Source organism: Chitinophaga sp. 05T412 (genome assembly GCF_056396465.1).
On sequence record NZ_JBFTLN010000001.1, the window covers coordinates 292,580 to 314,965 of the forward strand.

Genomic DNA, 22,386 nt, shown 5'->3' on the forward strand with positions numbered 1-22,386 from the left:
TAAACCATTTTGAATGGGCTTATATCCGCTACATTTTAATTCATCATTAACAACCAATGGATCAAAGCTTAGTGAGGTAATAATTCTGCTAACTTCTTATCCAGTGCCTCACCCCGCAGGTTTTTAGCCACTATTTTTCCGTTGGGGTCCAGCAGGAAGTTTTGTGGTACCGCTCTTACACTATATAATTTCGCCACTTCGTTTTCCCAGAACTTCAGATCCGATACATGCGTCCACGTGAGTTGATCAGTATGGATGGCTTTCAGCCAGGCATCGTGTCCGTTTGCCTGATCCAGGGATACGCCAAGAATGGTAAACTGTTTGTCTTTGTACTTGTTGAAAGCCGCTACCACATGCGGATTCTCTGCGCGGCAAGGGCCACACCAGCTGGCCCAGAAATCTACCAGCACATATTTACCGCGGAAATCAGACAGACTCACCGGTTTACCCAGCGTATCATTCTGCGTAAAAGCCGGCGCCATAGCACCTATCGCCGTTTGTTTCCAACCGTTGATAATACCCGCTACTTCTTTCCCCTTTTTACTATCTTTTACAACAGGAGATAAATTGTTGTACAATGCAGCTATTTCATCCGCGTTATCAGGAACAGAGCCAGCGAAACTCTGCAATGCATCCAGGCTTACCAGCGATTTACTATTGTCCTGCAGGAATGCTTTGTAAATCTCTTTTTCTGTAGCGCGTATGGCGGTGCTTTTCTCTTCATACAATTTTCTAAAGGCCTCCGATTTACGGGTTTCTTCTGTAGCAGCGATGTAATCTTCTGTCAGCTGATCCCGTTGCGCGTTGGTATTTTTCAGTTTAGCCTGCAGGCGTTGCTGATCGTCGTTCAGACGGGAACCTTTTAATACGGCGTTGTATACAGAGTCTTTGGCCGTGAGTGTGATAGTACCTTTTTCCAGGTATAGTGCCAGCATGTCGGATTTATAAGACATCATCGCAGTGGGTGCTGTATGACGCAGTACCAACGTAGCTTTCATCGGATCGTTTACTTTCCCTTTGAATTCAAATACGCCATTTTGCAGGGCGACAGAATCGCGGATCACTTCTCCATTAGCACGATAGGTCAAAAACAGTTTGGCTGGTGCATCCAACGTACCGATTTTTCCTTTCAGTACAAAGGCGCCCTCCTGAGCAAATAAGGTGGCTGGTGCTAACGCCAGCAAGGTAAATAACATGCGGTTCATATGGTGTTGTTTTTGATTTTAGAAAGCTCTTCCATCCAATGGAATGTTCCATTGCGGATTAAATTTCAAAACAGGATTAGAAATAGTAAGAATGAAATCTTTTGAGTCGATGGTTCCTTCATGTATTTCAGTACCTATTTTATGGGTGATTTTTGTTTTGCTCCAGGGCTTGCCTGTTTCGGTGCAGAAACGCTTCAGGTCCAGGAAACGCTTAAATGAACCTAATGGCAGTTCTCTTCTTCTTTCGTCCAGCACTTGCTGAATTACATCATCCTGCGATCCTGCGGTCAGTTGAGGCGTGCCTGTTTTATAACGGTAACGGCGCAACGTATTCAGGTCGGCAATGGCTGCCGCTAACTGGTTGGTGCGGGCGTATCCCTCTGCGCGCATCAGCAGCAGTTCGGGATAGGTAAAGCCGGCAGTCATTCTTGACTTGGAGCCGCGATAATATTGTATGCGGTTGCCATCGTCATAGGTAACATTGTTGTAGGTTGTTTTATAACCGGGTGCTGTTAAAAAGAAATACTTGAAGCGCAGGTCATTGGTTTGATCATACAGCGCAATCACCTCGTCTGAAGGATAGGAAGAAGTTGATCTGCCGGCTGCAGCATCCAGGTTTCTATAGAATAAATTTTCCCGGCTGTTGGCGGTAGTCAGAAAATCATCGGGGGCTTTGATGGTACTGTTTACGATGTTGTTAGGGTCCGTCCACGAAAAGCTGTTGTAGTTGTAGATGATTTTATCTGTGCCGGCGGCGCTGGCAGCGGTCCAGGCGAGATTGGCGTAATACACCACGCTGTCATACTTTTGCGTAAACAGGTGATAGTAGGCCAGCAATGCCTGCGCCGTTACTTTGTTAGGACGCGATGGCCAGTTGGTAACCTCCGGCATATCCGGCAACGCCGTTTGTATATCTTTTGATACCAGGGCAAACGCCTGCGCCTGTGTGGATAAATCTGGCAGAACGGCTCCTACGTCCGCACTGATTACATACGGGATGGTTCTGGTATCATTGGGGGTACCTGGCTTATATACCGGCCCATATACCATGGTGGAAATGAAGTAAGACCAGGCTCTGTTTACCAGCGCCTGTGCGACCACTCTTTTGGCGTATTGCTGATTTTCCACGCTCAGACTGGGAATGGCGCGTACCCCTTCTATTACATTGTTGAAATAGGCCATAGAACGATAGGTACCCCAATCCCAGAAATAATCAGAGGTTGCGGGGTTTTTATATGGCTGCCGGAATACATAGGCCCAATAACGATCGATATTAGGGTGGTTATTGGCTTTGTAGCTAACATTGCCGATGCCTTCAGACAACCATAGGTTATCCGTCAGATAGCCGAGGTTGCATCCATTGTTATTATCCACAAAGGCCCATTGCGCGATGTTGGAATTGTCGAGCAGATGGTCGAAATCCGCTACCTCGGTAGGGATCAGTTTCCCTTTAGGTTTTACATCCAGGAACTTACTGCAGGAAGCCAGGCTGGTAGCAAGGATGGTAGAGAGAATAAGTATATGCTGTTTCATAATTGCCACAATTAAATATTAAAGCGTAAAGGATAACCCCACATAAAACTCCGGCCGCAGCGGCAGGGAGCTGAAGCCCTGTTCTGTAAATGCGCCGGTACCGCCCGTGAGATTCAACTCAGATGTTTCCGGGTCCCGGTGATCACTGTTGGCTGTAATCATCAGCAGGTTGCGGCTTTGCAGGTATATTCTGGCATTTGTAAAGCCGATCTGTTTTAAGATCCGTGGGTTGATATCGTAGGTGAGCGTGATGTCACGCAGCTTCATATAGTTACCGCTTTCAATCAGGATATCCGAATACGGGAAATAGAACATATCCATGTTCCAGTCGCTGAGTTTGGGATAAATTGTTTTTGCTTCATCACCGGGCTTACGCCATCTTTCCGATACATGTTTATTCAAGATATTAGATCCGCTGAAGGCATCTCTCCTCAACACATTTCCCATTTTAGCAATGAGCATAAAAGACAGGTCAAAGTTTTTCACGCGCACGGAGTTAGTCATGCTGATGGCGTATTTGGGACGCAGGGTACCACTATAGATCATATCTCCTACCGATACATTTCCTCCGCCTATTTTTTGGTCTTTGGCAGAGTAAAACTGGGATACCCCGTTGTTGTCGAGGCCCGCATACCGGTAGCTATACAAGGCATCCAGCGGATATCCGGCTTTTTTAATGGCGCCATTGGTAACGGAAGATGCGTACTGATAAGTGACATTATAGGTAATCACCTTATTATTATTGTAGCTGAAGTTCAGGAAGGTATTCCATACCAGATTTTTTTTGCGGATCACATCTGCGTCTATTGATATTTCGTATCCCTGGTTGCGTACCTGTCCTACGTTTTTGGTCAGCGAGCTAAAGCCACGGGTAGGATCGATGGCATCCGCTGCCAGCAGGTCGCTGCTATTACGCAGGTAGTAATCGAGTGTCACGTTGATCCGTCTTTTCAGCAAAGACACATCCACTCCCAGGTTGGTACTTTTCGTTTTTTCCCAACGCAGGGAATTATTAGGTGGAGAACTGATACCATAAGATATATCGCCGGTGTAAGTTGAATAGGTACCTGGCGTGATGATCAGGAAGGGGCCTGAGTTCAGGGAAATATTTCCGTTGATACCATAAGATGCGCGCAGATCCAGTCGATCGATCAAAGGTACCTGGAAGAATTTTTCTTCCGCCAGTTTATAGGTACCTCCGGCAGACCACAGCGGTTTGTAACGATAACGGGGATCGGTACCAAAGAAATTGGTTTGATCCAGGCGGATACTACCACTGAGTATAAAGCGACTATCGTATTCATAAGAGCCGTTGGCATACCAGGAAACAAAGCGGTTATCCTGGAAGAGGTACTTACCAATGTTGGCATTGGGGCTGCTGGAACCCAGTTTATCGGCATCATAGTTACCGGCATTGAAATCGGCGTAGTTGAAGGTAGCAAAGGTACCTGCCTGATCGTTGTAGCCGAAGCGGGTGGGCAGGGTATTATTATCTGTGGTATTGCGACTGATCTCATTTCCGGCGATGGCTGCAACGCGGTGACGGGGAGCAATGAGCTTGCTAAAGTTCAGCTGGGTGCGGAACATATAGCTCTGGCTGAAATTGCGGTCTTCATTTACTACAGCGCCATCTGGCACATAGTGTTTAGAAGGATTGGATATAGAAGTATTATCATCGTACCAAAGTCTTACCCGGTAAGCATTTTTATCGTACAAGCTTCTGCCCAGCATATCCCCTCTGCTCCAGGAGCCACCGGCTTCTACGCTTAGCCCTTCCAATAGTTTGATGTTGATACTACCGCCGAGTCGTAGTTGTAAGGTTTTGGTGGTGGTGTTTTCCAGTGCCAGGTCTTCCAGCGGATTATAGTACAGTGGCTTGGTGCCGGTAATGCCAGCATAACGGTCGCGTTTTTTGGCATTCTTATAATCCAGGGTCAGTGGTGTTCCTGTTTCCGGATCTACCACCAGATCATAGGGTTGTAAGAGCGATGTATTGGTATATGCCAGCATATCCTGCCAACCTTTTACCGGCGCAGTAGTGGTGGCATAGTTCACGTTAGAAAACAGTCGTATAGACACGCGTTTACCAGGTCGCCAGTCGTTCTTCATGTCGAAGATCAGGCGGTTATCTGAATTGCGGATCGTATTATTCTGATTAGAGATATATTTCACAGCAGCATTCAACATACTTTTCTCGCTGCCGCCGGACAAAGAGATATTATGTTGCTGGGTGAACTGGTTTCTGAAATAATACTTCTGTAGCTGTGCTTGTCCATCACTTTTTTTCAGGACTTCCAGTTGTGCATCAGCATCTTTTTCGCTCAGCCATCCCTGTGATTTTGCGATCATGAGATAGTTTACTTTGGAGCTGATGTTGTAATCGTTATAGTCGTTCAGGTTACCGTTGGGATCGAGGTTGTAGAGTTCCATTTCGGCGTCTACATAGTCGGCCGAAGATGCCCTGTTCAGGTACTTCAGGTCTGGCTTCAGGGTGATGCCGGTAGAGCCTTTGTATTCCACCTGCAGGGCGCCTTTTCTGCCCTGGCGGGTAGCCACTACAATCACACCATTGGAAGAGCGGGCGCCGTAAATAGAAGCAGCTACCGCATCTTTTAAAATGGTGATGGATTCGATGTTATCGATGTTCAGTGATTCCAATCCGGCGTTGGTGGGATATCCGTCGATTACCAGCAGTGGTGCACTGGCAGCGGTACCGAGCATGGTAGATACGCCACGTATTTCCAGGTTGCCTTCTTTGGTGAGGACTACGCCGGTGGCTTGTCCTTCGAGAGCTGACTTCACATCTGGTTTTAATTTGCTGCGCAGGCGATATGGATCGATTACGGAAAATGAGCCGGTCGCTCTTTCTCTGGAAATCATCTGGTAGCCGGTATTCACCACATCGATGCCTGTGAGTTTGTTGTTAGATGCTTTCAACTGCACGCTGATCACGGCATTTTTGCCTACTGCCAGTTCCTGTTTTTCGAAACCGATATAGGTAAAGGAGAGCACGGCATTTTCATCTTTCACCACTACGGTATATTCTCCGTTGGTATTGGTTTGCGTGCCTTTGGTAGTGCCTTTCACCACTACAGAAACGCCGGCCAGCGGGATACCATTTTCATCGGTGATGCGGCCGGTCACTACTATTTGCGCGGGCAATGCCGGCTGCGCAGGCGTAGCCGGGATGATTTTAGTGACGGTAATCGTTTTATCGTCGATGGCATATTCCAGTCCCTGCCCCATCAGGGATACGTGTAGCAGTTCCTGGATGGTAGCGTTTTTCACTTCTACGGTAACGGGCCGGGTGGTTTCCAGTGCTTCATAATTATAAAAAACGATGTAACCTGTTTGCCGGTTGATATTGTTAAAAACCGTTGACAGCGGCGTATTTCTGACGGACATGGTCACCCGCTGTGCCAGTCCTTTGGCGCTGATTTGCAAAGCGCCCGCCATTAGTAATAAAGCAGATAATCTCATGATCCTCCAAATTTTGGTTGGCTGATTATTTTTTTTTGTTGCGCCGGTACGTACCTGCGAGTAAGATCTGCATTGGTGGTGATGCGTTTCTAAGGTATTACTGCGGGGACAATCTGGTTGATGATCAGGCACATAGGCCTCCCCTTCTCTGTTTTGGAACAAAGCAGTTAAAATCATACTTTTGATTTCGGTGATAAAAATGAGTTTACACGAATAATTTATTGCCTGTAACCAGTGATGTTTGCCCATCACTGGTTTTTTTAATGGCGCTGGTTTTTTAGCAATGATTTCTTAATTCAAAGGCGCGTTGGTTTAAGTATGTTAAAAAATATGGTGTGCTTACTATCGTAGTACAGTTATTTTCCGACCATCTATTTTAAATAACACCTGGTTTCTCCCGAGAATATTTAATACGCGTGATAATGGGAGGCTACGTTGTATTCCGCCACCGAAGTACATTTCACGTGGTGCTCCTTCATACACCACTTCTATATCATACCATCGTTCCAGTTGCCGCATGACGGTAGCAATGTCGGCCCGCTCGAAGATGAAAAATCCATTTTTCCAGGCAACAGCCGCCTGTGTATCTACCTGCGTCACCGCGATATTATTGTTGCCCTCCATCCTTGCCTGCTGGCCTGGTTGCAATTTCTTCACCATACCATGATGACTTACATTCACTGCGCCTTCCAACAGGGTCACCGCCATTACCTTTTCGTTGGGATACGCCATAATATTGAACTGTGTACCCAATACCGCGATTTCTGTTTCATTTACTTTCACCCGGAAAGGCTTACCGGGCAATGGCGCCACATCGAAGTATCCTTCTCCCGTAAGTATTACCTCCCGGTTATTACCCGTAAAAGCAGTGGGAAAATGCAGGGAGCTGGCCGCATTCAGCCATACCTGGGTGCCATCGGGTAAGGTAAGCTGGTATTGTCCTCCGCGTGGGGTGGTCAACGTATTATAGCTTACCGCTTCTGTTGTTCCTGTTGCTTTATACTGTACCTGTCCGTTTTGCAATTTAATAATAGTGGCATTTCCCTGTTTGCCCAGGGTATCATTTTTTGCCTCGTCGAGGGTGATAACAGCGCCACTGGCCAATGTCAGTGTTGCTTTATTGCCACCGGGGGCGACTTCATTTTTATACCGCTGCGCTACTGTCGGTATAGGCGCTACCGTAGTAACCGGTTTTATCCACCAGTAACTGACGGCTGCCAGCAGTATTCCTCCGACCGTAGCAGCTGCCCACCACCAGCGCATGCGATATACGGGTTGTATGGATTGCACAAAAGGTAAGGTGACATCAGCGGAAGTAATACTTTTCAGCAGCGTCTGATGCGCGGTGGTATCCGTTATTTCACTGGCCGGCGCCTGCCACATCAGGTCTGTTAACGCCGCCATAAACAGTTCCATATGTTCATCATTCCTGAGAAGATGATACAATTCTTCCTGTTCCCCGGCGGTTTCCTTTCCCGAAAGGCGCTGCTGCAATAAATACTTAACCCTTTGCTCCTCCATGCTAATAGGGGCATATTTAACAGTACACCCAATAATAAGAATGAGCTGCTAACAGAAAGGACCTATCTTCCTAAAAAAAATTATTTACAGATAAAGATGAGGTAAACAAGCGGGATGGTATGACCATAACGGCGCAGGTGTTCCCGGATAGACTTCAGGGAAAAGACGAGGGCATTTTTAACGGAATGGGGAGATAAATCCAGTTCAGTAGCTATTTCCGGGATCTTCATGCCCTGGTTCCGGCTCATCTGGAAAATACGTCTTCTTTGAGGAGATAATAACTGTACCGCTTCTTCAATCAGTACATGCAGTTCTTTCAGACTCAGTTGCCGGCTGGTGGTATCTATTTCATCATCGGCAGTGATTACCGCTTCCCGTAAGCGGTATTCAGTAGCTTCTTTCCGGAGGTAGGTATAACATTCGTTGGCGGCGACTTTGTATAGCCAGGCTTTGGGATGATCAATATCTGTGAGCTTATCGCGACTTAACCATACCCGCAAAAAAGTGGCCTGTATCACTTCTTTCGCGTTCTCCGGCGACTTTACCATTTTCTGAATAAATGGCTCCAGACTTTGCATAGCGGTATTGAACAGGATACCAAACGCTCCTTCGTCACCTTCCGAGATGCGTTGAAACAAGGCTTTGTCAATATAGCTGTTATCGTGCATTATAGTTAGCAGGAATTATCTAAACGGTTGGTGGTATCCCTGCTAAAGTAATAAAAATTGGGCGGATACAAGGCCCCTGCACCGATTAACTGATTTGTTGGGAATAACGTTCCAGTTTTTCCTTCTCCTCTTTTGTCAGGCTATGGATGCCCTTGCGGTGGATTTTGTCGAGGATAGCATCCAGCTCCCGCTGCCGGTTAGCCCGGTCAACATTATATTTATCGTCGATGTCTGCAAAGACATGGTGCTGCCGGTAAAAGTAGTTGTCCACCAGCAATACATGCGGTTTTGTAATGATTACATACATAAAAAATATAGCCGGCACTGCAATAGTCACCACCGTAGCGAAGTTCGCCACCATCGCCTGTGGTTCCAGTGCCATTGCTATCATCATCCCCACCAGCGCACCTCCCAGGTGTGCATCGTGCCCGATGTTATCGTTGCGCGACTTAATCCCATAAATAGCATACAATATATAAATCAATCCATAAAGCCAGCCCGCTACCGGAAATAATCCGAAGAAACTAACCGACATGCCGGGGAATAAAGCAATCGAAGCAAAGATCACCCCGCACACGGCTCCCGAAGCACCTACTGAACTATAATCGCTGTTGTTCCGGTGTATATACAGCGACAATAAATCGCCGCCAATCAAACTACCGAAGTAAATCAACAGAAAAGCCATGCTGCCTAATCCTTCTTCCAATAACAAACTAAAGCCCAGCAGGGAAATCATGTTAAACAACAAGTGTTGCCAGCCTACATGCAGGAAACCTGATGTAATCAGCCGCCAGTATTCTTTAAACAGCCGTACTCTTTCTACCACAAAAGCGTATTTATCGAAGAATGCGCGGTTTTTGAATCCTCTGTATGAGACGATGAAATTAGCGATAACGATAGCCAGGGTGATAAATCCGGTGTTATTCATAGTAAAGAGAATTTTGACGGGTCCGTTTTCAAACGTCTCTGCAATATGTAGAATAGTTTAAATATATTAAAATATGGGGAGGGAAACGCTAGATAACAAGGAGGTTATCAACATTAATTCCCGTAGCTTTGGATCATACTCCTTTACATCATGTTTCCCTACCGGTATTGCCTGTATACCTTGCTGATACTGCTTTTTTCCTGTAAGCCGGAAAAGAAGCCGCCTGTTGTCCATTCCTTTTATTACTGGAAATCCGGTTTTCGCCTGTCGGATGAGGAAAGTAGTAAGCTGGCACAGTTGAAAACATCTCACCTCTACCTCCATTACTTTGATGTAGATTGGAGTGAAACACTTAAAATGGCTGTTCCCAAAGCCATTATTAGAAATAATATTTATGAAGACAGGTACCGCTCCACCATCACCTATACTCCGGTTATATTCATTACCAACCGGACCTTTGAGCAGCTAACCATAGCAGGGAGCGGGGAACTGGTGCATAAAATAACCGCTAAAATAACCGCTATTACCACCCGGATAAAAGCGCAACTTCCTACCTATGCGGTGCAGGAAATACAGATAGACTGTGACTGGACAGCAGGTACGCGGCAGCAATACTTCCACTTCCTGGAAGCGTTCAAAAAAGTGAATCCCGGCATAACGGTATCGGCTACCATTCGTTTATATCCTTATAAATATCCGGAAAAAATGGGGGTTCCGCCTGTAGATAAGGGGATGTTGATGTGTTATAATCTCGGTAAAATAACTAACCTTTCTACACAGAACTCCATCTTTGATCTTCAGGAACTGCAGCAATATCTTAGCGATAAAGCATATCCATTACCGTTAGATCTGGCCTTTCCAATATTTGGCTGGTATACCTGGTTCCGGGATCAACAATTTAAGCGGATTGTATACCAGGATGAAACTTTCATTTCAGATACCACGATATTTACCCGTGAACAGGAACATCGTTATCACTTTTTGCGGGACACCGTGATAGATGATCTTTATTTCCGGGAAGGTGATCTCTTACGCATGGAATACCCCGACCCACAAGCGCTTACCGCAGCAGTAGCCCTGATGACGAACAAGATACCGGGGTACCAGCGTATTGCATTTTATTATTGGAATCTCCCTTCAATTACCACTTATGAAAGCGTTATCCGGGAAACTTTTGATCGCTATTAGCGTCTTGCTGCTCATTCTTTTTACTTCCCATCCTACTGATAGCTGTCCTCCTGATATTTATCCGGATGACACCAGGATTATGCTGTTCCGCAGTTATCTGAGCGGGCTGGATCATCTGCAATCCTTTAACTATACGCTGGCCTTTTGGAGTGCCATAGACACTGACCCCTCGAAAACCGACAACCATCGCAACTGCCAGGAATGGCAGCAACTTACAGGCAACCTGGTATCACTCAAAGATATTTACGAAGTACAGTATGCCATGTCGCCCGATGATTTTCTGTATAACATTAAACATACACGGGACAGTACAGATAATACTTTTATAAAATGGCTATTACAACCTGAACATCGGGCTGTTTCAGACTATCTCTCTTTTGCTAAAACAATAGAATATAGTACCGCAGCAGCCAGTGCAGATCCATGGGAAACAGATGGCCCCAATTATAGCAACCACTTTCTTGACTCGCTCGCCACTTATGGTGAACAACAATGCCGTAATGTTCACGTCCCTTTTTTACAGAAACGGTATGCTTTCCAGGTGCTTAAAATACTTTCTTATACTATTTATGGGACTATTTACGGCGATAATCAACCGGCTCCGCCCCAACTTACAGAACGCATCAAATCCTGTTATGATCAATACCTGTTGCATAAAAAAACGATCGTTGCAGACTGGGGGCTCATCTATTATGCTAATGCACAGAAAAATGAAAATGACCGGTTGCTGGTGCTGCTACAAGCATTTGACCGTAGTGAGGAAAAGAAAGCCTATGTAGACAAATACTTTACCACTAAAAAACTACTGGCGCTAAAATCAGGTGTAACCGATCCGGCTACACGCAGATTAATTGATGTCGTAGCAGGACTTAAAAATTTCGGCAGGGGATTAAAGGCCATACAGGAAATAAGCGCTGCTGATCCCTCCAATAAGTACCTTCCATTACTCATTTGCCGGGAAGTCAACAAGCTGGAAGACTGGCTGCTATCGCCCAAGTTACTGGGCTTTGGAAGCGACAAGCAAGACTTTTCTGCCGGCCCCTATCAGCAAAAAAATAATCAGAAAGACCTGTTATACCTCCGACAAGTACGCACACAGCTGATTACCATGTTAAAATATCCGGGATCTGATAAAACGCTGCTGAAACTTGCTATTGTTCATTTGTTCCAGATAGATCAGCAGTATCCGGAAGCAGCCGCCTGCCTGAAAACTATCCATACGCGGCAACCGCGATACCTGAAACAACAAGCCATTGCCAGCACTATCCAGCTTATTTACACCTCCGATATCACCCGCTCCGATATACAGGAAGCTTTATATAAACAACTCTCCGCCGTTATCCGAACCGGAGAGGAAGATTACCATTATCAAACGTACAATGATGCCTCCAGGCCTTACACTGCTATTTCTCAACTCTATCTTTTACTCAGCCGGCAAATGCAAAATAAAGGCGACATCATGAAAGCCGGATTACTATTTCAAAAGGCAGATGTGCTGGTAAATGACTATTATGGCTTTGCTGACTCTTATAACGATACAGCCCCCGATACTGTCTGTTACAAACGAATTGCCTTCTTTGATAAATATGCCAGCCCCGCAGATATAGACCGGTTACTCGCGCTTAAACACCGCGCTCCTAAGACTTCTTTTGAAAAAATGATTTCACCTATGGCCTGGTCACCGGATAATTTTTACCTGGACTTAAAAGGCACTCTTCAGCTGCGGCAGCAACAATATCATGCCGCCATGGCTACATTTAATCGCATTCCGGATCTTTTCTGGAAGGAAAACTATGCGTACGCATATGAGCTACCCCGGACTTATATTGGCACTACAGTACCGTTGAATGGCATTGATAAAACACCTTATAAAAAGTATCCTTATGCCAGCAAGAAACTAATCCTCCGGGATATGATACAGTTGATGGATACACTTGCCACCGCAACATCAAGCGCTGAAAAAGCACGGCTATCCCTATTATTAGGCAATGCTTATTTCAATATTTCCAGGCCGGGATCAGCGTGGATGATGTTCAGCTACGGCAAAAGCAGCGCAGAGAATAGGCATCATGATGAATGGTGGGAAGCGTATCGGTGGGCGTGGTATAGTTTTTATCCGAACAACCAAACCTATAAACAATCTTATTTTCGCTGTGCTGATGCCATGCGCATGTATCAGCAGGTACTTGCTTATGCAGGAGATAACAAGGAAGTGGCAGCACAGGCTACTATTATGCTGGCGGTTTGTGATAAAGAGACGCATCCTTCCAGCACCCCTTATAATTCTCCTTATGAGCGGTTGTTTTTCTCGCGGTATGGCAATACTGCCGCCTTTGCAGCGGCAATGGGTAGTTGCCCGGATATCAACACATGGGAAAAATAATTTCGTCTTTTTCAGAAATTTATTTGGAAGATTGGAAATAATGTTGCTACATTTGCACTCCCAAACGGGGAATACGAATTGGCTGAAAAGCCCTACAGTATTAAGGATCGGTAGTTCAGTTGGTTAGAATGCCGCCCTGTCACGGCGGAGGTCGCGGGTTCGAGTCCCGTCCGGTCCGCAAAAAAACAAGAAAACCAGTGCAATGCACTGGTTTTCTTGTTTTAATTACTTTTTATAAGTGCAAATAAGCTGGTGTATTATATAATACTTCTTTCCTTTTCGGCCTTACTTTTTATTTTCTTTTGCGTGTCAATAAATAACCTATTAATCAGTTGATAAAGCCTGATAAAGTTTATCCTGTATTGCAATCATTCTCAATTTCCGAACTGGCACTTGCTTATTTAATATAGCTGCATTGCGTAAAATGTCGGCTAATCTTTTTAATGCTGCTAAAGCCACAGATGAATTAACCAATGCCTTTAATTTTTCGATGTCAGGGAAATTGAGATAAACGCTACGCATTTATTGCAAGTAAGTCATACGAAGTTTGTACCTGCTCCATTAATGATGATAGCGATAAAATTTGCATAAAAAATGCTTTCTTTAGTGCAAATTCATTTCAATGGTTAATTATTTAAAGACAATACTCATCGCATTACTGATTTTCTCTTTTAACAACAGCATTTTTGGACAAACAGATAGTGTTGATGTTTTTATACAAAACCAAATGCGGCAACGCAGGATTCCCGGCTTGCAGCTGGCAATTGTAAGACAAGGGAAAATTATAAAGACAGGTAATTACGGATTGGCAAATCTGCAGGATTCAATTGCAGTAAGTGATAAGACTGTTTTTACAATTAATTCAATCACCAAAGCATTTGTTGGTGTAGCAACTGTGCAATTAATGGAAGCTGGAAAATTAAAGTTGGATGCACCTATTTCTCAATACCTTACAGATATTCCTGACACATGGAAGCCGGTAACAGTTAGGCAGCTCCTGTCACATACATCCGGCATTCCGGATATTGTAAATGAGGAGGAATCTGTGCTGATAAATGACGATCCGGAGGAAGCATGGAAAATGGTCATTCAGATGCCGAATGAATTCAAGGCTGGTGAAAAATTTAGTTACAATCAAACCAATTATTTACTACTCGGCCGGATTATCAATAATTTAAGCGGCATGTCATTCCAGGAGTTTATTACCAAAGAACAATTAAAAAAAGCAGGTATGCCAAAGACCATAGTATCAGGTTTTGGTGCCACAAAAGCTGTCATAGCGCATTCTGCCTGTAGCTATCAATATCGTAAGGGGGTGCTTAGTAATATGTTTTTTTCATTTCCTCCTTTTCTGCAAACAGCTGCCGGCATGAGTTCAACAGCTTCAGAACTTGCTAATTGGGTGATTGCCCTTCAAAGCGGGCAATTATTAAAACAATCGTCAAGCCTTAAGGCGCTTTGGACACCTGCAGTTTTAAACAATGGAGCAACAGGTGGTTTTAGCAATTTATTAAATGGATATGCTGCAGGATGGCCGGTTATTAAAAGAACAAATCATCCGGCACTTGCGCCTGTAGGAGGCAATCGTTCAGCTATATTTGTATATCCCAATGACGATCTGTCTATCATCATACTTACCAATCTCTCAGGCGCTTTTCCAGATGGATTCATTGATGAACTGGCAAGATTGTTTATACCAGATATGACAAAATCACCTGGCACTTCCTATAATTAGTCAATATGCCTCCTGGGCTGTCTGCCTTAAACTTTCAAATTTATTTCTCCCAATAAATTCATTATTGCAAATAATGCCTCTATAAACAGGTTCGAACTTTGTCCCCTCCCTGCCCGCAAAATCTCGAAGGAACCCGCGCTAGTCGCGGGTTTTCTATTTTAAGTCGAGTTCCGATTAATTCTCTCCTGGCTTTTATTCTGCCATAATTTTAATTGTAAAATGATTGAATAATTGCTTTTAAAAAGATGAGGTACACAGTGCTGTACCATTTTAATGAACCTACCGCGGATTAACATCCGAAGAATCTGTTGGTAGTGTTTCCTTTCAACAGGAAATAACATCGGCCCTTGCATCTGTCCAATTTTCTCATTCTTGCTTTCCATAATTTTCTGAGTTTATCATCAAATATGGTTTTGTTGGCAAGAAATAAGACATAAAAAAGCTGGATGACTTCATCCAGCTTTTTTAGATTCACGCTGCTTAATTTGTACCAGGATCCTCCTCTGTCTCTTCAAATTACCAGCGTATCAATATTTTCATCTCTTGTTCTTCAAAATGATCACCCTCTTCCAGCCTAATAAAACATTCTTTACAAACGTATATCCATCCTGAAGAGATCTCACAGCATAACTCTTTTAATCCTACATGTAATCTGATAAGAATATGTATCTCTTCCTTTTTCACCTCCGGCTTTGATAAACAAGCTTTCAGTTTTCCCCAATTTCCATTTTCATTTACTTTGCAACTGGCCAGCTATCAGTACGGAAAGGCCCAACAGGTAAACCTTCAGAAGAAAAAATATTACCGATAGCAGCATTGGAGAAACCGTATCTCACCGACTGTGGTTTGTCTACGTTTTTACTCCAAACGATCAAGGCATCTTTTTCCACCTTTGCGGATGCTTCATAGAAAACATGATCCGCTCCGGCTATATATAGCGCAACCGGTGCTTTGCCATTGATCCGGAGAGAAGTGGGAACATTGGTGAAACGAAGCACTGCTTTGTTTTTGCTGATGCTCAGTTCTTTGAATACCGGACTTTTCCAGGTAAACCCTGTTTTGCCATAGTTCTCCCCAAGTGCCCAGGCAGCCAGCCTGTTACCAACTGTTCTCTTATCCTGTGGGTGAATATCTTTCACATTTTCTGTGACGTCAGATACTACAACCATACCGGTTCCAGGAAGGGCGCTGCTGCGTGCCTGCTCCTCACGAAGTAATGCGGCCTCACTTTCCGGGTCATAAGTAAACGGCGCTATCTGAACATAATAAAACGGTAACGGTTTATGCCAGGCATCGCGCCATGCCTGTATCATGCCGGTGAACAACGGAGCATAGGTAGCTGCAGTCTTTACATTAGCTTCTCCCTGGTACCAGATCACTCCTTTTATATTGAAATGGGTAAGAGGCGCTATCATCGCATTATAAGCATAACCCGGTTTATGTGGCCACCATGCGGATGGGGCCAGCTTGGCAGCAGCTTCAGAAAGTTGTTGATCGGCTACAAGATGCTCCGGTGCCCATACTTCTGCCGGCGTTCCTCCCCAACTGGCATTGATGAGTCCAACAGGTACACCCAACGATTTCTGTAGTTTTGATCCGAAAAAGTATCCCACTGCACTGAAGGGCTTCAAGCTATTGCTGTCGCATACTTCCCAGCTTCCGGGGCAATCGTCCTGGGGATATGGTGCGGTAGTTTTGGGTATGTTAAAGAACCTAATGTTATTGTTACTGCAAACAGGCAATTCGGCTGCTATCTGCCGGATACCGTTATAGTAACTATATTCCATGTTGGATTGCCCTGAACATAGCCATACCTCGCCGATCAGGATATTTTTCAGTACAATCTCATTGGATCCTTTCAGTCTTATTTCATAGGGTCCTCCTGCTACTGGCGTATGTACTTTTAAAGCCCACTTCGCATCTCCGCTGGTGGTGACGGTCGCTGTTTTGTTATCCCAGCCCGTAAATACCGTAACCTTTTCTGAAGGGCTGGCCCATCCCCAAATAGTTATACTGTCATTTTGCTGAAGCACCATGTTGCTGCCAACGAGTGCCGGTAATCTGATGGCGGCATGAAGTCCCGCAGGCAACAGCAGCACAATGCCGTAAAGAAAGAGTTTTTTCATAATCGCGTTTAATACTTTGGGGGGTAAATATAACATCCGTACCTAATAAATGAAAATGTAATGGCAGTGAGTGACTTCATCGCCATTCTTATAATATTGATTTTGCTGCCGCCACAAATCCACCACGACGAAGCACTTCAACTTCTATTATGCTGAATTTATCGACCACTAAATATTTTATAGTAAATGCTTTATCGTGTTTTCCATCGCTAATTAATGTCAGTGTATACTTAATTCCTTCCGGTAAAAAACTGAAACTGATCTTCTCCTTCTTTTCCAGCATTTCGACGGGCGGCGTCGCCAACGAGTCATTCATCAAGCCCCAGGTCAGCAGGCTAAACAGCAACAATCTTAGCTTCATATACGTGGATTAGATGGCATAAAACTATAGCTATACTGGCAATAGGGAGGAACCCAAATGATTCAATATATGGACCCAAATGTTACAAACAGGCAGATCCAATGCCGTTTTTGCTGTATGTAACACATTCAGCATTTCCATTTTGAGTATTCTATGTGTATTCTGAAAGGGGACAGCCTGAGCGCTTCCATTAAGAGCTTAGTGAATACTTTCGGATTAATAAATCCAACCTGCCAGGCCACCTCTTGTAACTGAGCGGCTCTTTTCAAAAGAACGGAGCGGATAAAGTCTGATGGCAATTTGCTGGGAAGGAACAGGTTTTTAAGTATAACGGGAGGGATAAAAATCCAATTCGGCATGGCCGCATCATATAAGCAGTTTACCTCGGAGCGCTTACAAAAGACACGAGTTGTAACATTTCACCCCATAATCTGTAACAATTAAATACCCCTTTTTAAAACACGTCATGGTAACTTCATCCTATTGAAATAAGAGAAAGATTCCTGTTATGAAAATACTCCTGCTGTGCTGCCGTTCCCGGGTGGCCTGTGTGTAATGCTGTGTCGCCAGAGCTTTCAGTACACCCGTCTTTTGATGTTGCATTCCCGTTTTGATTTACTTAAACCATCTACGCTTTATGAAAACAAAGTTACCTCTCATGCTATCGTTTGTTGCCGCGCGTTTTATGTCGGCTAAAGTATGGTCACAAGTCCTGCAAAAGACGTTGACCCTTTTCTATTTACTTTCTCCTGCCATTTTATTTCAGCCACACCTGGTGAAGGCTCAAACCGGTTATGTCTGGAAGAATGCACCCGTTGGCGGCGGGGGATTTGTAACAGGCATCGTTACCCACAAAACCACTGGCGACAGGTATTGCCGCACGGACGTAGGTGGCGCTTACCGCTGGGATGCGGCAAACAATAAATGGATTCAACTACTTGATTGGATTAATGAATCAGAAAATGGATTTATTGGTGTGGAAGCCCTGGCGCTCGATCCACAAAATGCCAATAATGTTTATATGCTCTGCGGAACCTCCTATATAAACGGTGGCAGAACGGCAATATTAAAATCTACAGACAAAGGAAATACTTTCACTTATACAGATGTTACGGCTAAATTTAAAGCACACGGGAATGGCAATGGACGCGGCAACGGAGAACGATTGGCAGTAGATCCACAAAACAGTAACATATTATTTTGTGGAACGAGGGCTAACGGACTTTGGAAAAGTACGGATGGTGGCGTTACCTGGAACCTCGCCTGGAATGGCGTAACTACGACTACCAATGAAAACGGAATATGCTTTGTCGTTTTCGATCCTTCCGGCAGCGTAGCAGGCGGAGCAAGTCAAACCATCTACATTGGCGTCTCACGCACAGGAAGTGCGAATATCTATAAGAGCACCAATGGCGGCGCCACCTTTACTGACATCTCCGCTACCACGAGCTTTATGCCGCACCGGGCGGCACTACAGGGAACTACTATGTATGTTACCTATTCTGATGATGCTGGTCCGCAGTCCAGCGGAGGAAATGGGAAGGTATATAAGCTCAACACCGCTACCGGTGTATGGACCAACGTTACCCCTGTTTCTTCGAAAGATTATGCCTATGGAGGAGTAAGTATAGATCCTACAAATGTTAACCGGGTCATCGTTTCTTCCTGCGGCTTGTATTGGAACAACCAATTCGGTACCGGCTGGGGAGACTTTATTTTTCTCTCGACCGATGGTGGATCAACCTGGACACTTAAGAACGGTACGAACGCTACATATGATAGCAATGGCATTCCATGGACTAACGGGGGCGCCGTTAACTGGATGGACTGTATCGAGTTTGATCAGTCCAATCTGTTGAAAGTACGGGTTATTGGCGGAGGTGGCGTATACACCTGCTCCGATATTACCGCCACAAATCCTTCCTGGAAATATGATGTAATCGGGCTTGAGGAAACTGCGTTCCTCGATGGCATCAGCATTCCCGGAGGACCGCTTATTTCCTCCTTCGGAGATGTAACGGGCTTTGTACATGATCCGTTGACTTCTTATCCTTCAAAAAAGCTTTCTCCTTCAGACGGAAACAACCAGAGCATTGCCTACGCTGCAGGTAACACCAACAAAGTAGTAAGAGCTTCCAACGGAGGAAACGTTGTTTACTATTCGAACGACAAAGGCGCTACATGGACGGGAGCCGCAACCAATATGGGGGCGCAGGGGAAAGTTGCCGTTAGCGCAGATGGAGGTACCATACTACACTGTCCGGGAGGTTCAACCACTACTTACTACACTACGAACAATGGCGCCAGCTGGTCTGCCTGCTCCGGTGTATCTCTTGGAGATGCGGCGCCGGTTGCGGATCAGGTAAATTCGAACTATTTTTATATCTACTATCCCTCCAACGGACAGCTGCTGAGAAGCTCCAATAAAGGCGTCAGTTTTTCTGTAGCAGGTACGCCGGGTGCGTCAACTGCAAACTATCCGTGGGAACCAGCCCAGATCCGGACAGCACCGGGCTTTGAAGGGCATGTATGGGTACCCCTGGGCAGCAATGGGTTAAAATATTCAACTAACTACGGAGCTGCCTATACGACTATTGCCAATGTAAGTTATTGTAAAACGATTGGCATAGGAAAAGCAGTGTCCGGCTCTAACTATCCTACAGTGTTCATTTGGGGAACAGTATCCGGCGTCACCGGTCTTTTCAGATCAACCGATCAGGGAGTTACCTGGACCAGGTTGAATGATAATGCTCATCAGTTTGCAGGTGCTCCGCTGCTGATTGGAGACATGAATGTTGCAGGAAGAGTATATATGAGTGCCGGCGGAGGAAGAGGTATCATTTACTGGGAACCTGCTGCCTGTACACCTACAGCTATCACCCCCTATATACAGGTTAATGGCGGAACATGGCAGCAAACAGCCAATGCAACTTTAACTGCCGGAAATAGTGTACAGTTTGGCCCTCAGCCTACACAGGGAGGGTCCTGGAGCTGGAGTGGCCCCAATAATTTCAGTGCTGCCACCCGTGAAATATACCTCTCAAATGTCCAGGCCAACCAAACAGGGAACTATGTAGCCACCTATACCAATAGCGGAGGATGCCAAAGCACACAAACCTTTAATATCAGCCTTACAACTGGTACTATATTGAGAGAAGTCTGGACAGGCATTAGTGGTACTACCATCAGCAGCCTCACCTCCAATAGTAATTATCCAAACAATCCTACCAGCAGAGAGCAGCTCACCAGCCTGGAAGGCCCAACAAACCAGGCGGATAATTATGGCACCAGGATACGCGGATATATACATCCCCCTGCCACCGGAAGCTACACATTCTGGGTTGCAGGAGATGACAACACAGACTTATACCTGAGTTCCGGCGACAACCCCGCCAACAGCTCAAGAATAGCCTATGTGAATGACTGGACCGATTCCAGGCAATGGAATAAATACGGCACACAGCAGTCTTCTGCCATCAACCTGACTGCGGGCCAGAAATATTACATAGAAGTGCTTCACAAGGAAGGCAGCGGTGGAGATAATCTAGCGGTAAGCTGGCAAGGCCCGGGCATTTCCCAACAAGTCATCAGTGGTAATTATCTTTCTACGTTTGTTCCCGGGGCAGGCGCCGCATCCTTTGCCAAAATAGCATCGGACGCCGGTATGAGTGAGGATGCTGTTAGCTTGTATCCGAACCCTTCAACAGCAGGAAAGTTTACCATTCTTCTTCCGAAAATTTCAGAAAATACAATGGTAAGAATTTTTGACAATCAGGGTAGAATGCTTTATGAAAAGAAAGTTCAGGGCGGTAATCAGATTGTGATTGATTCGGGGCTTAAAGCAGGGTTCTATATTGTTATGATCGATTTGAAAACGGGTAGTATCACGAAGAAGCTGATTGTTCAATAATACGCATACCATCCCGCATCACACATGATATACTGAAAATGATGATCGGGATTTGACAGGACAAATGAGATTTACGCTCGTTTGTCCTGTTTTTGTTTTAAGAAAAACCATTGCCCGGCATTTGAAACTACTATAAAAATCATGGACAGTGCTAACCTGGTATCAAACAAATTGATGGCTATTTATTAAACGATTCCCAATCAATATTATCTTTTGCCCATTGCTCTGCAGAAGTTGTTTCAATACCATTTTGAAAATTAAACGTCTTCTCAAATTCCCAGGAAACACCTCGTCCTGCTCCGAATATTGAACGATACTTTTTAACAAAATTGGTGGGATCTTTTTTAAGATCATCCTGTATCTCTGTTATATCAGAGAGTGTGCGCTTAAACTTTTGTCCTGATAATGATTCAGCGATATCAGCTAATTGTCCATATGTAATGGTATCTCCTCCGATATAAACAATTGCATTCTCTATCACTGGTTCTGCAAAAAATATCTCAGCTGTCAGTTTACCAATATCCTCTGGTGTGGTCACTGTAACTGCAGTATCCCACCCACCAATAGCATTAATTGATTTTTTTTCTATATCTAAAACGCCGAAAAAGGGTTCAAAGAGATAACTAGTAAACATACCAGTAGAAACAATGACCCATTTTGTTGCACTTTGTGATCTGAGGAGCTCTCGTACATCAAGCTGTTCATCAAAAAGATCCTGCGCACTGCCCCGTCCTATAACTTCAAAATCAACACCAAACTGCCATGGAAAATACCTTTTGACTCCTGCATTCAACACAGCATTTGCCAATTTAAGCTGAAAGCCTCCCGCACCACTTCCATAACCTGTGCAGGAAACAATGGCGTCGTAGTTTTTAAAAATAGAAACAAGTTCAGAAGATGGAGCAGACAAATCCCCAGGAAGTAACGCCACTCCCAACTCCTTAAGCGCTGTAATATTCTTTTTCTTATTTGTATCTTCAGAATTAATAGTTGCTTCTCTCAGCAAAACCGTAACTGTTATCTGGCTGTAATTTTTGGCTTTTTTTGCTAAATTACAGATTACAGGCATTCCTAATTCACCTGCTCCTAAAACTAAAATTGATGTCATTTTCTTTTTTAAAAATTAAGGTTCGAAACTTTAAATTAAACTGATACAATTAGTTTCCTTTCCCTTAAACAAAGTTATTAAGGTCAGATTATGAAAACAATAAGGTACGTCGATGTGAGCTACTTACCTGGATGTTAGTTTTTTGATTTACAGGCACATTATTTTTAAATAATGCATAAATATTTAAGCACCGTAGATAATCTATACTAGAAAATCTATCTTATTATAAAGGTTTTACAT

General features: G+C 44.5%; 14 protein-coding genes and 1 tRNA gene. 5 read left to right on the forward strand and 10 right to left on the reverse strand.

The features are described 5' to 3' along the window. Nucleotides 1–68 precede the first annotated feature (68 nt). The 6 genes from AC1DFM_RS01160 to AC1DFM_RS01185 form a co-directional block, all read right to left on the reverse strand. Nucleotides 69–1,205 (reverse strand): redoxin domain-containing protein, encoded by a 1,137-nt coding sequence (locus AC1DFM_RS01160; protein ID WP_477074891.1) that lies wholly within the window; start codon nucleotides 1,203–1,205, stop codon nucleotides 69–71. Nucleotides 1,206–1,223: 18 nt separating this feature from the next. Continuing rightward, a complete protein-coding gene (locus tag AC1DFM_RS01165) occupies nucleotides 1,224–2,738 on the reverse strand; it encodes a RagB/SusD family nutrient uptake outer membrane protein (RefSeq protein ID WP_477074892.1) in 1,515 nt (504 codons plus the stop codon). Between the two features lie 18 nt (nucleotides 2,739–2,756). Further along, the gene (locus AC1DFM_RS01170; RefSeq protein ID WP_477074893.1) at nucleotides 2,757–6,218 is read right to left on the reverse strand and encodes a SusC/RagA family TonB-linked outer membrane protein; all 3,462 of its coding nucleotides are present in this window, start codon (nucleotides 6,216–6,218) and stop codon (nucleotides 2,757–2,759) included. 342 nt (nucleotides 6,219–6,560) lie between these two features. Then, complete coding sequence (locus AC1DFM_RS01175) at nucleotides 6,561–7,739, reverse strand: FecR family protein (protein WP_477074894.1); 1,179 nt, start codon at nucleotides 7,737–7,739, stop codon at nucleotides 6,561–6,563. Between the two features lie 80 nt (nucleotides 7,740–7,819). Continuing rightward, on the reverse strand, nucleotides 7,820–8,407 hold the full coding sequence (locus tag AC1DFM_RS01180) for an RNA polymerase sigma factor (RefSeq protein ID WP_477074895.1): 588 nt from the start codon (nucleotides 8,405–8,407) through the stop codon (nucleotides 7,820–7,822). An 85-nt stretch (nucleotides 8,408–8,492) separates the two neighbouring features. Beyond that, on the reverse strand, nucleotides 8,493–9,335 hold the full coding sequence (locus tag AC1DFM_RS01185) for a rhomboid family intramembrane serine protease (protein ID WP_477074896.1): 843 nt from the start codon (nucleotides 9,333–9,335) through the stop codon (nucleotides 8,493–8,495). A 150-nt stretch (nucleotides 9,336–9,485) separates the two neighbouring features. Here AC1DFM_RS01185 and AC1DFM_RS01190 point away from each other — a divergent pair, with 150 nt between their 5' ends. The 3 genes from AC1DFM_RS01190 (at nucleotide 9,486) to AC1DFM_RS01200 (ending at nucleotide 13,084) form a co-directional block, all read left to right on the forward strand. Continuing rightward, nucleotides 9,486–10,523: a hypothetical protein gene (locus AC1DFM_RS01190; RefSeq protein ID WP_477074897.1), complete on the forward strand. Its 1,038-nt coding sequence runs from the start codon at nucleotides 9,486–9,488 to the stop codon at nucleotides 10,521–10,523. Further along, nucleotides 10,486–12,906, forward strand: a complete 2,421-nt coding sequence (locus tag AC1DFM_RS01195) for a hypothetical protein (RefSeq protein ID WP_477074898.1) — start codon at nucleotides 10,486–10,488, stop codon at nucleotides 12,904–12,906. Before AC1DFM_RS01190 ends, AC1DFM_RS01195 begins: the two co-directional genes overlap by 38 nt. A 104-nt stretch (nucleotides 12,907–13,010) precedes the next feature. Further along, a tRNA-Asp gene (locus AC1DFM_RS01200) sits at nucleotides 13,011–13,084 on the forward strand. Nucleotides 13,085–13,230: 146 nt separating this feature from the next. Here the strand turns inward: AC1DFM_RS01200 and AC1DFM_RS01205 are convergent. Next, complete coding sequence (locus AC1DFM_RS01205) at nucleotides 13,231–13,428, reverse strand: hypothetical protein (RefSeq protein ID WP_477074899.1); 198 nt, start codon at nucleotides 13,426–13,428, stop codon at nucleotides 13,231–13,233. Nucleotides 13,429–13,528: 100 nt separating this feature from the next. Here AC1DFM_RS01205 and AC1DFM_RS01210 point away from each other — a divergent pair, with 100 nt between their 5' ends. Beyond that, the gene (locus AC1DFM_RS01210; RefSeq protein WP_477074900.1) at nucleotides 13,529–14,641 is read left to right on the forward strand and encodes a serine hydrolase domain-containing protein; all 1,113 of its coding nucleotides are present in this window, start codon (nucleotides 13,529–13,531) and stop codon (nucleotides 14,639–14,641) included. Nucleotides 14,642–15,375: 734 nt separating this feature from the next. On the opposite strand, the gene AC1DFM_RS01215 is transcribed toward AC1DFM_RS01210, so the two are convergent. Further along, the gene (locus AC1DFM_RS01215; protein WP_477074901.1) at nucleotides 15,376–16,767 is read right to left on the reverse strand and encodes a sialate O-acetylesterase; all 1,392 of its coding nucleotides are present in this window, start codon (nucleotides 16,765–16,767) and stop codon (nucleotides 15,376–15,378) included. A gap of 88 nt (nucleotides 16,768–16,855) precedes the next feature. Continuing rightward, complete coding sequence (locus AC1DFM_RS01220) at nucleotides 16,856–17,128, reverse strand: glycoside hydrolase family 97 C-terminal domain-containing protein (protein ID WP_477074902.1); 273 nt, start codon at nucleotides 17,126–17,128, stop codon at nucleotides 16,856–16,858. Between the two features lie 637 nt (nucleotides 17,129–17,765). Here AC1DFM_RS01220 and AC1DFM_RS01225 point away from each other — a divergent pair. Continuing rightward, on the forward strand, nucleotides 17,766–21,038 hold the full coding sequence (locus AC1DFM_RS01225; protein WP_477074903.1) for a T9SS type A sorting domain-containing protein: 3,273 nt from the start codon (nucleotides 17,766–17,768) through the stop codon (nucleotides 21,036–21,038). A 178-nt stretch (nucleotides 21,039–21,216) separates the two neighbouring features. Here AC1DFM_RS01225 and AC1DFM_RS01230 read toward each other — a convergent pair whose 3' ends face one another. Further along, nucleotides 21,217–22,146, reverse strand: a complete 930-nt coding sequence (locus AC1DFM_RS01230; RefSeq protein ID WP_477074904.1) for an aromatic alcohol reductase — start codon at nucleotides 22,144–22,146, stop codon at nucleotides 21,217–21,219. Nucleotides 22,147–22,386: the final 240 nt, after the last annotated feature.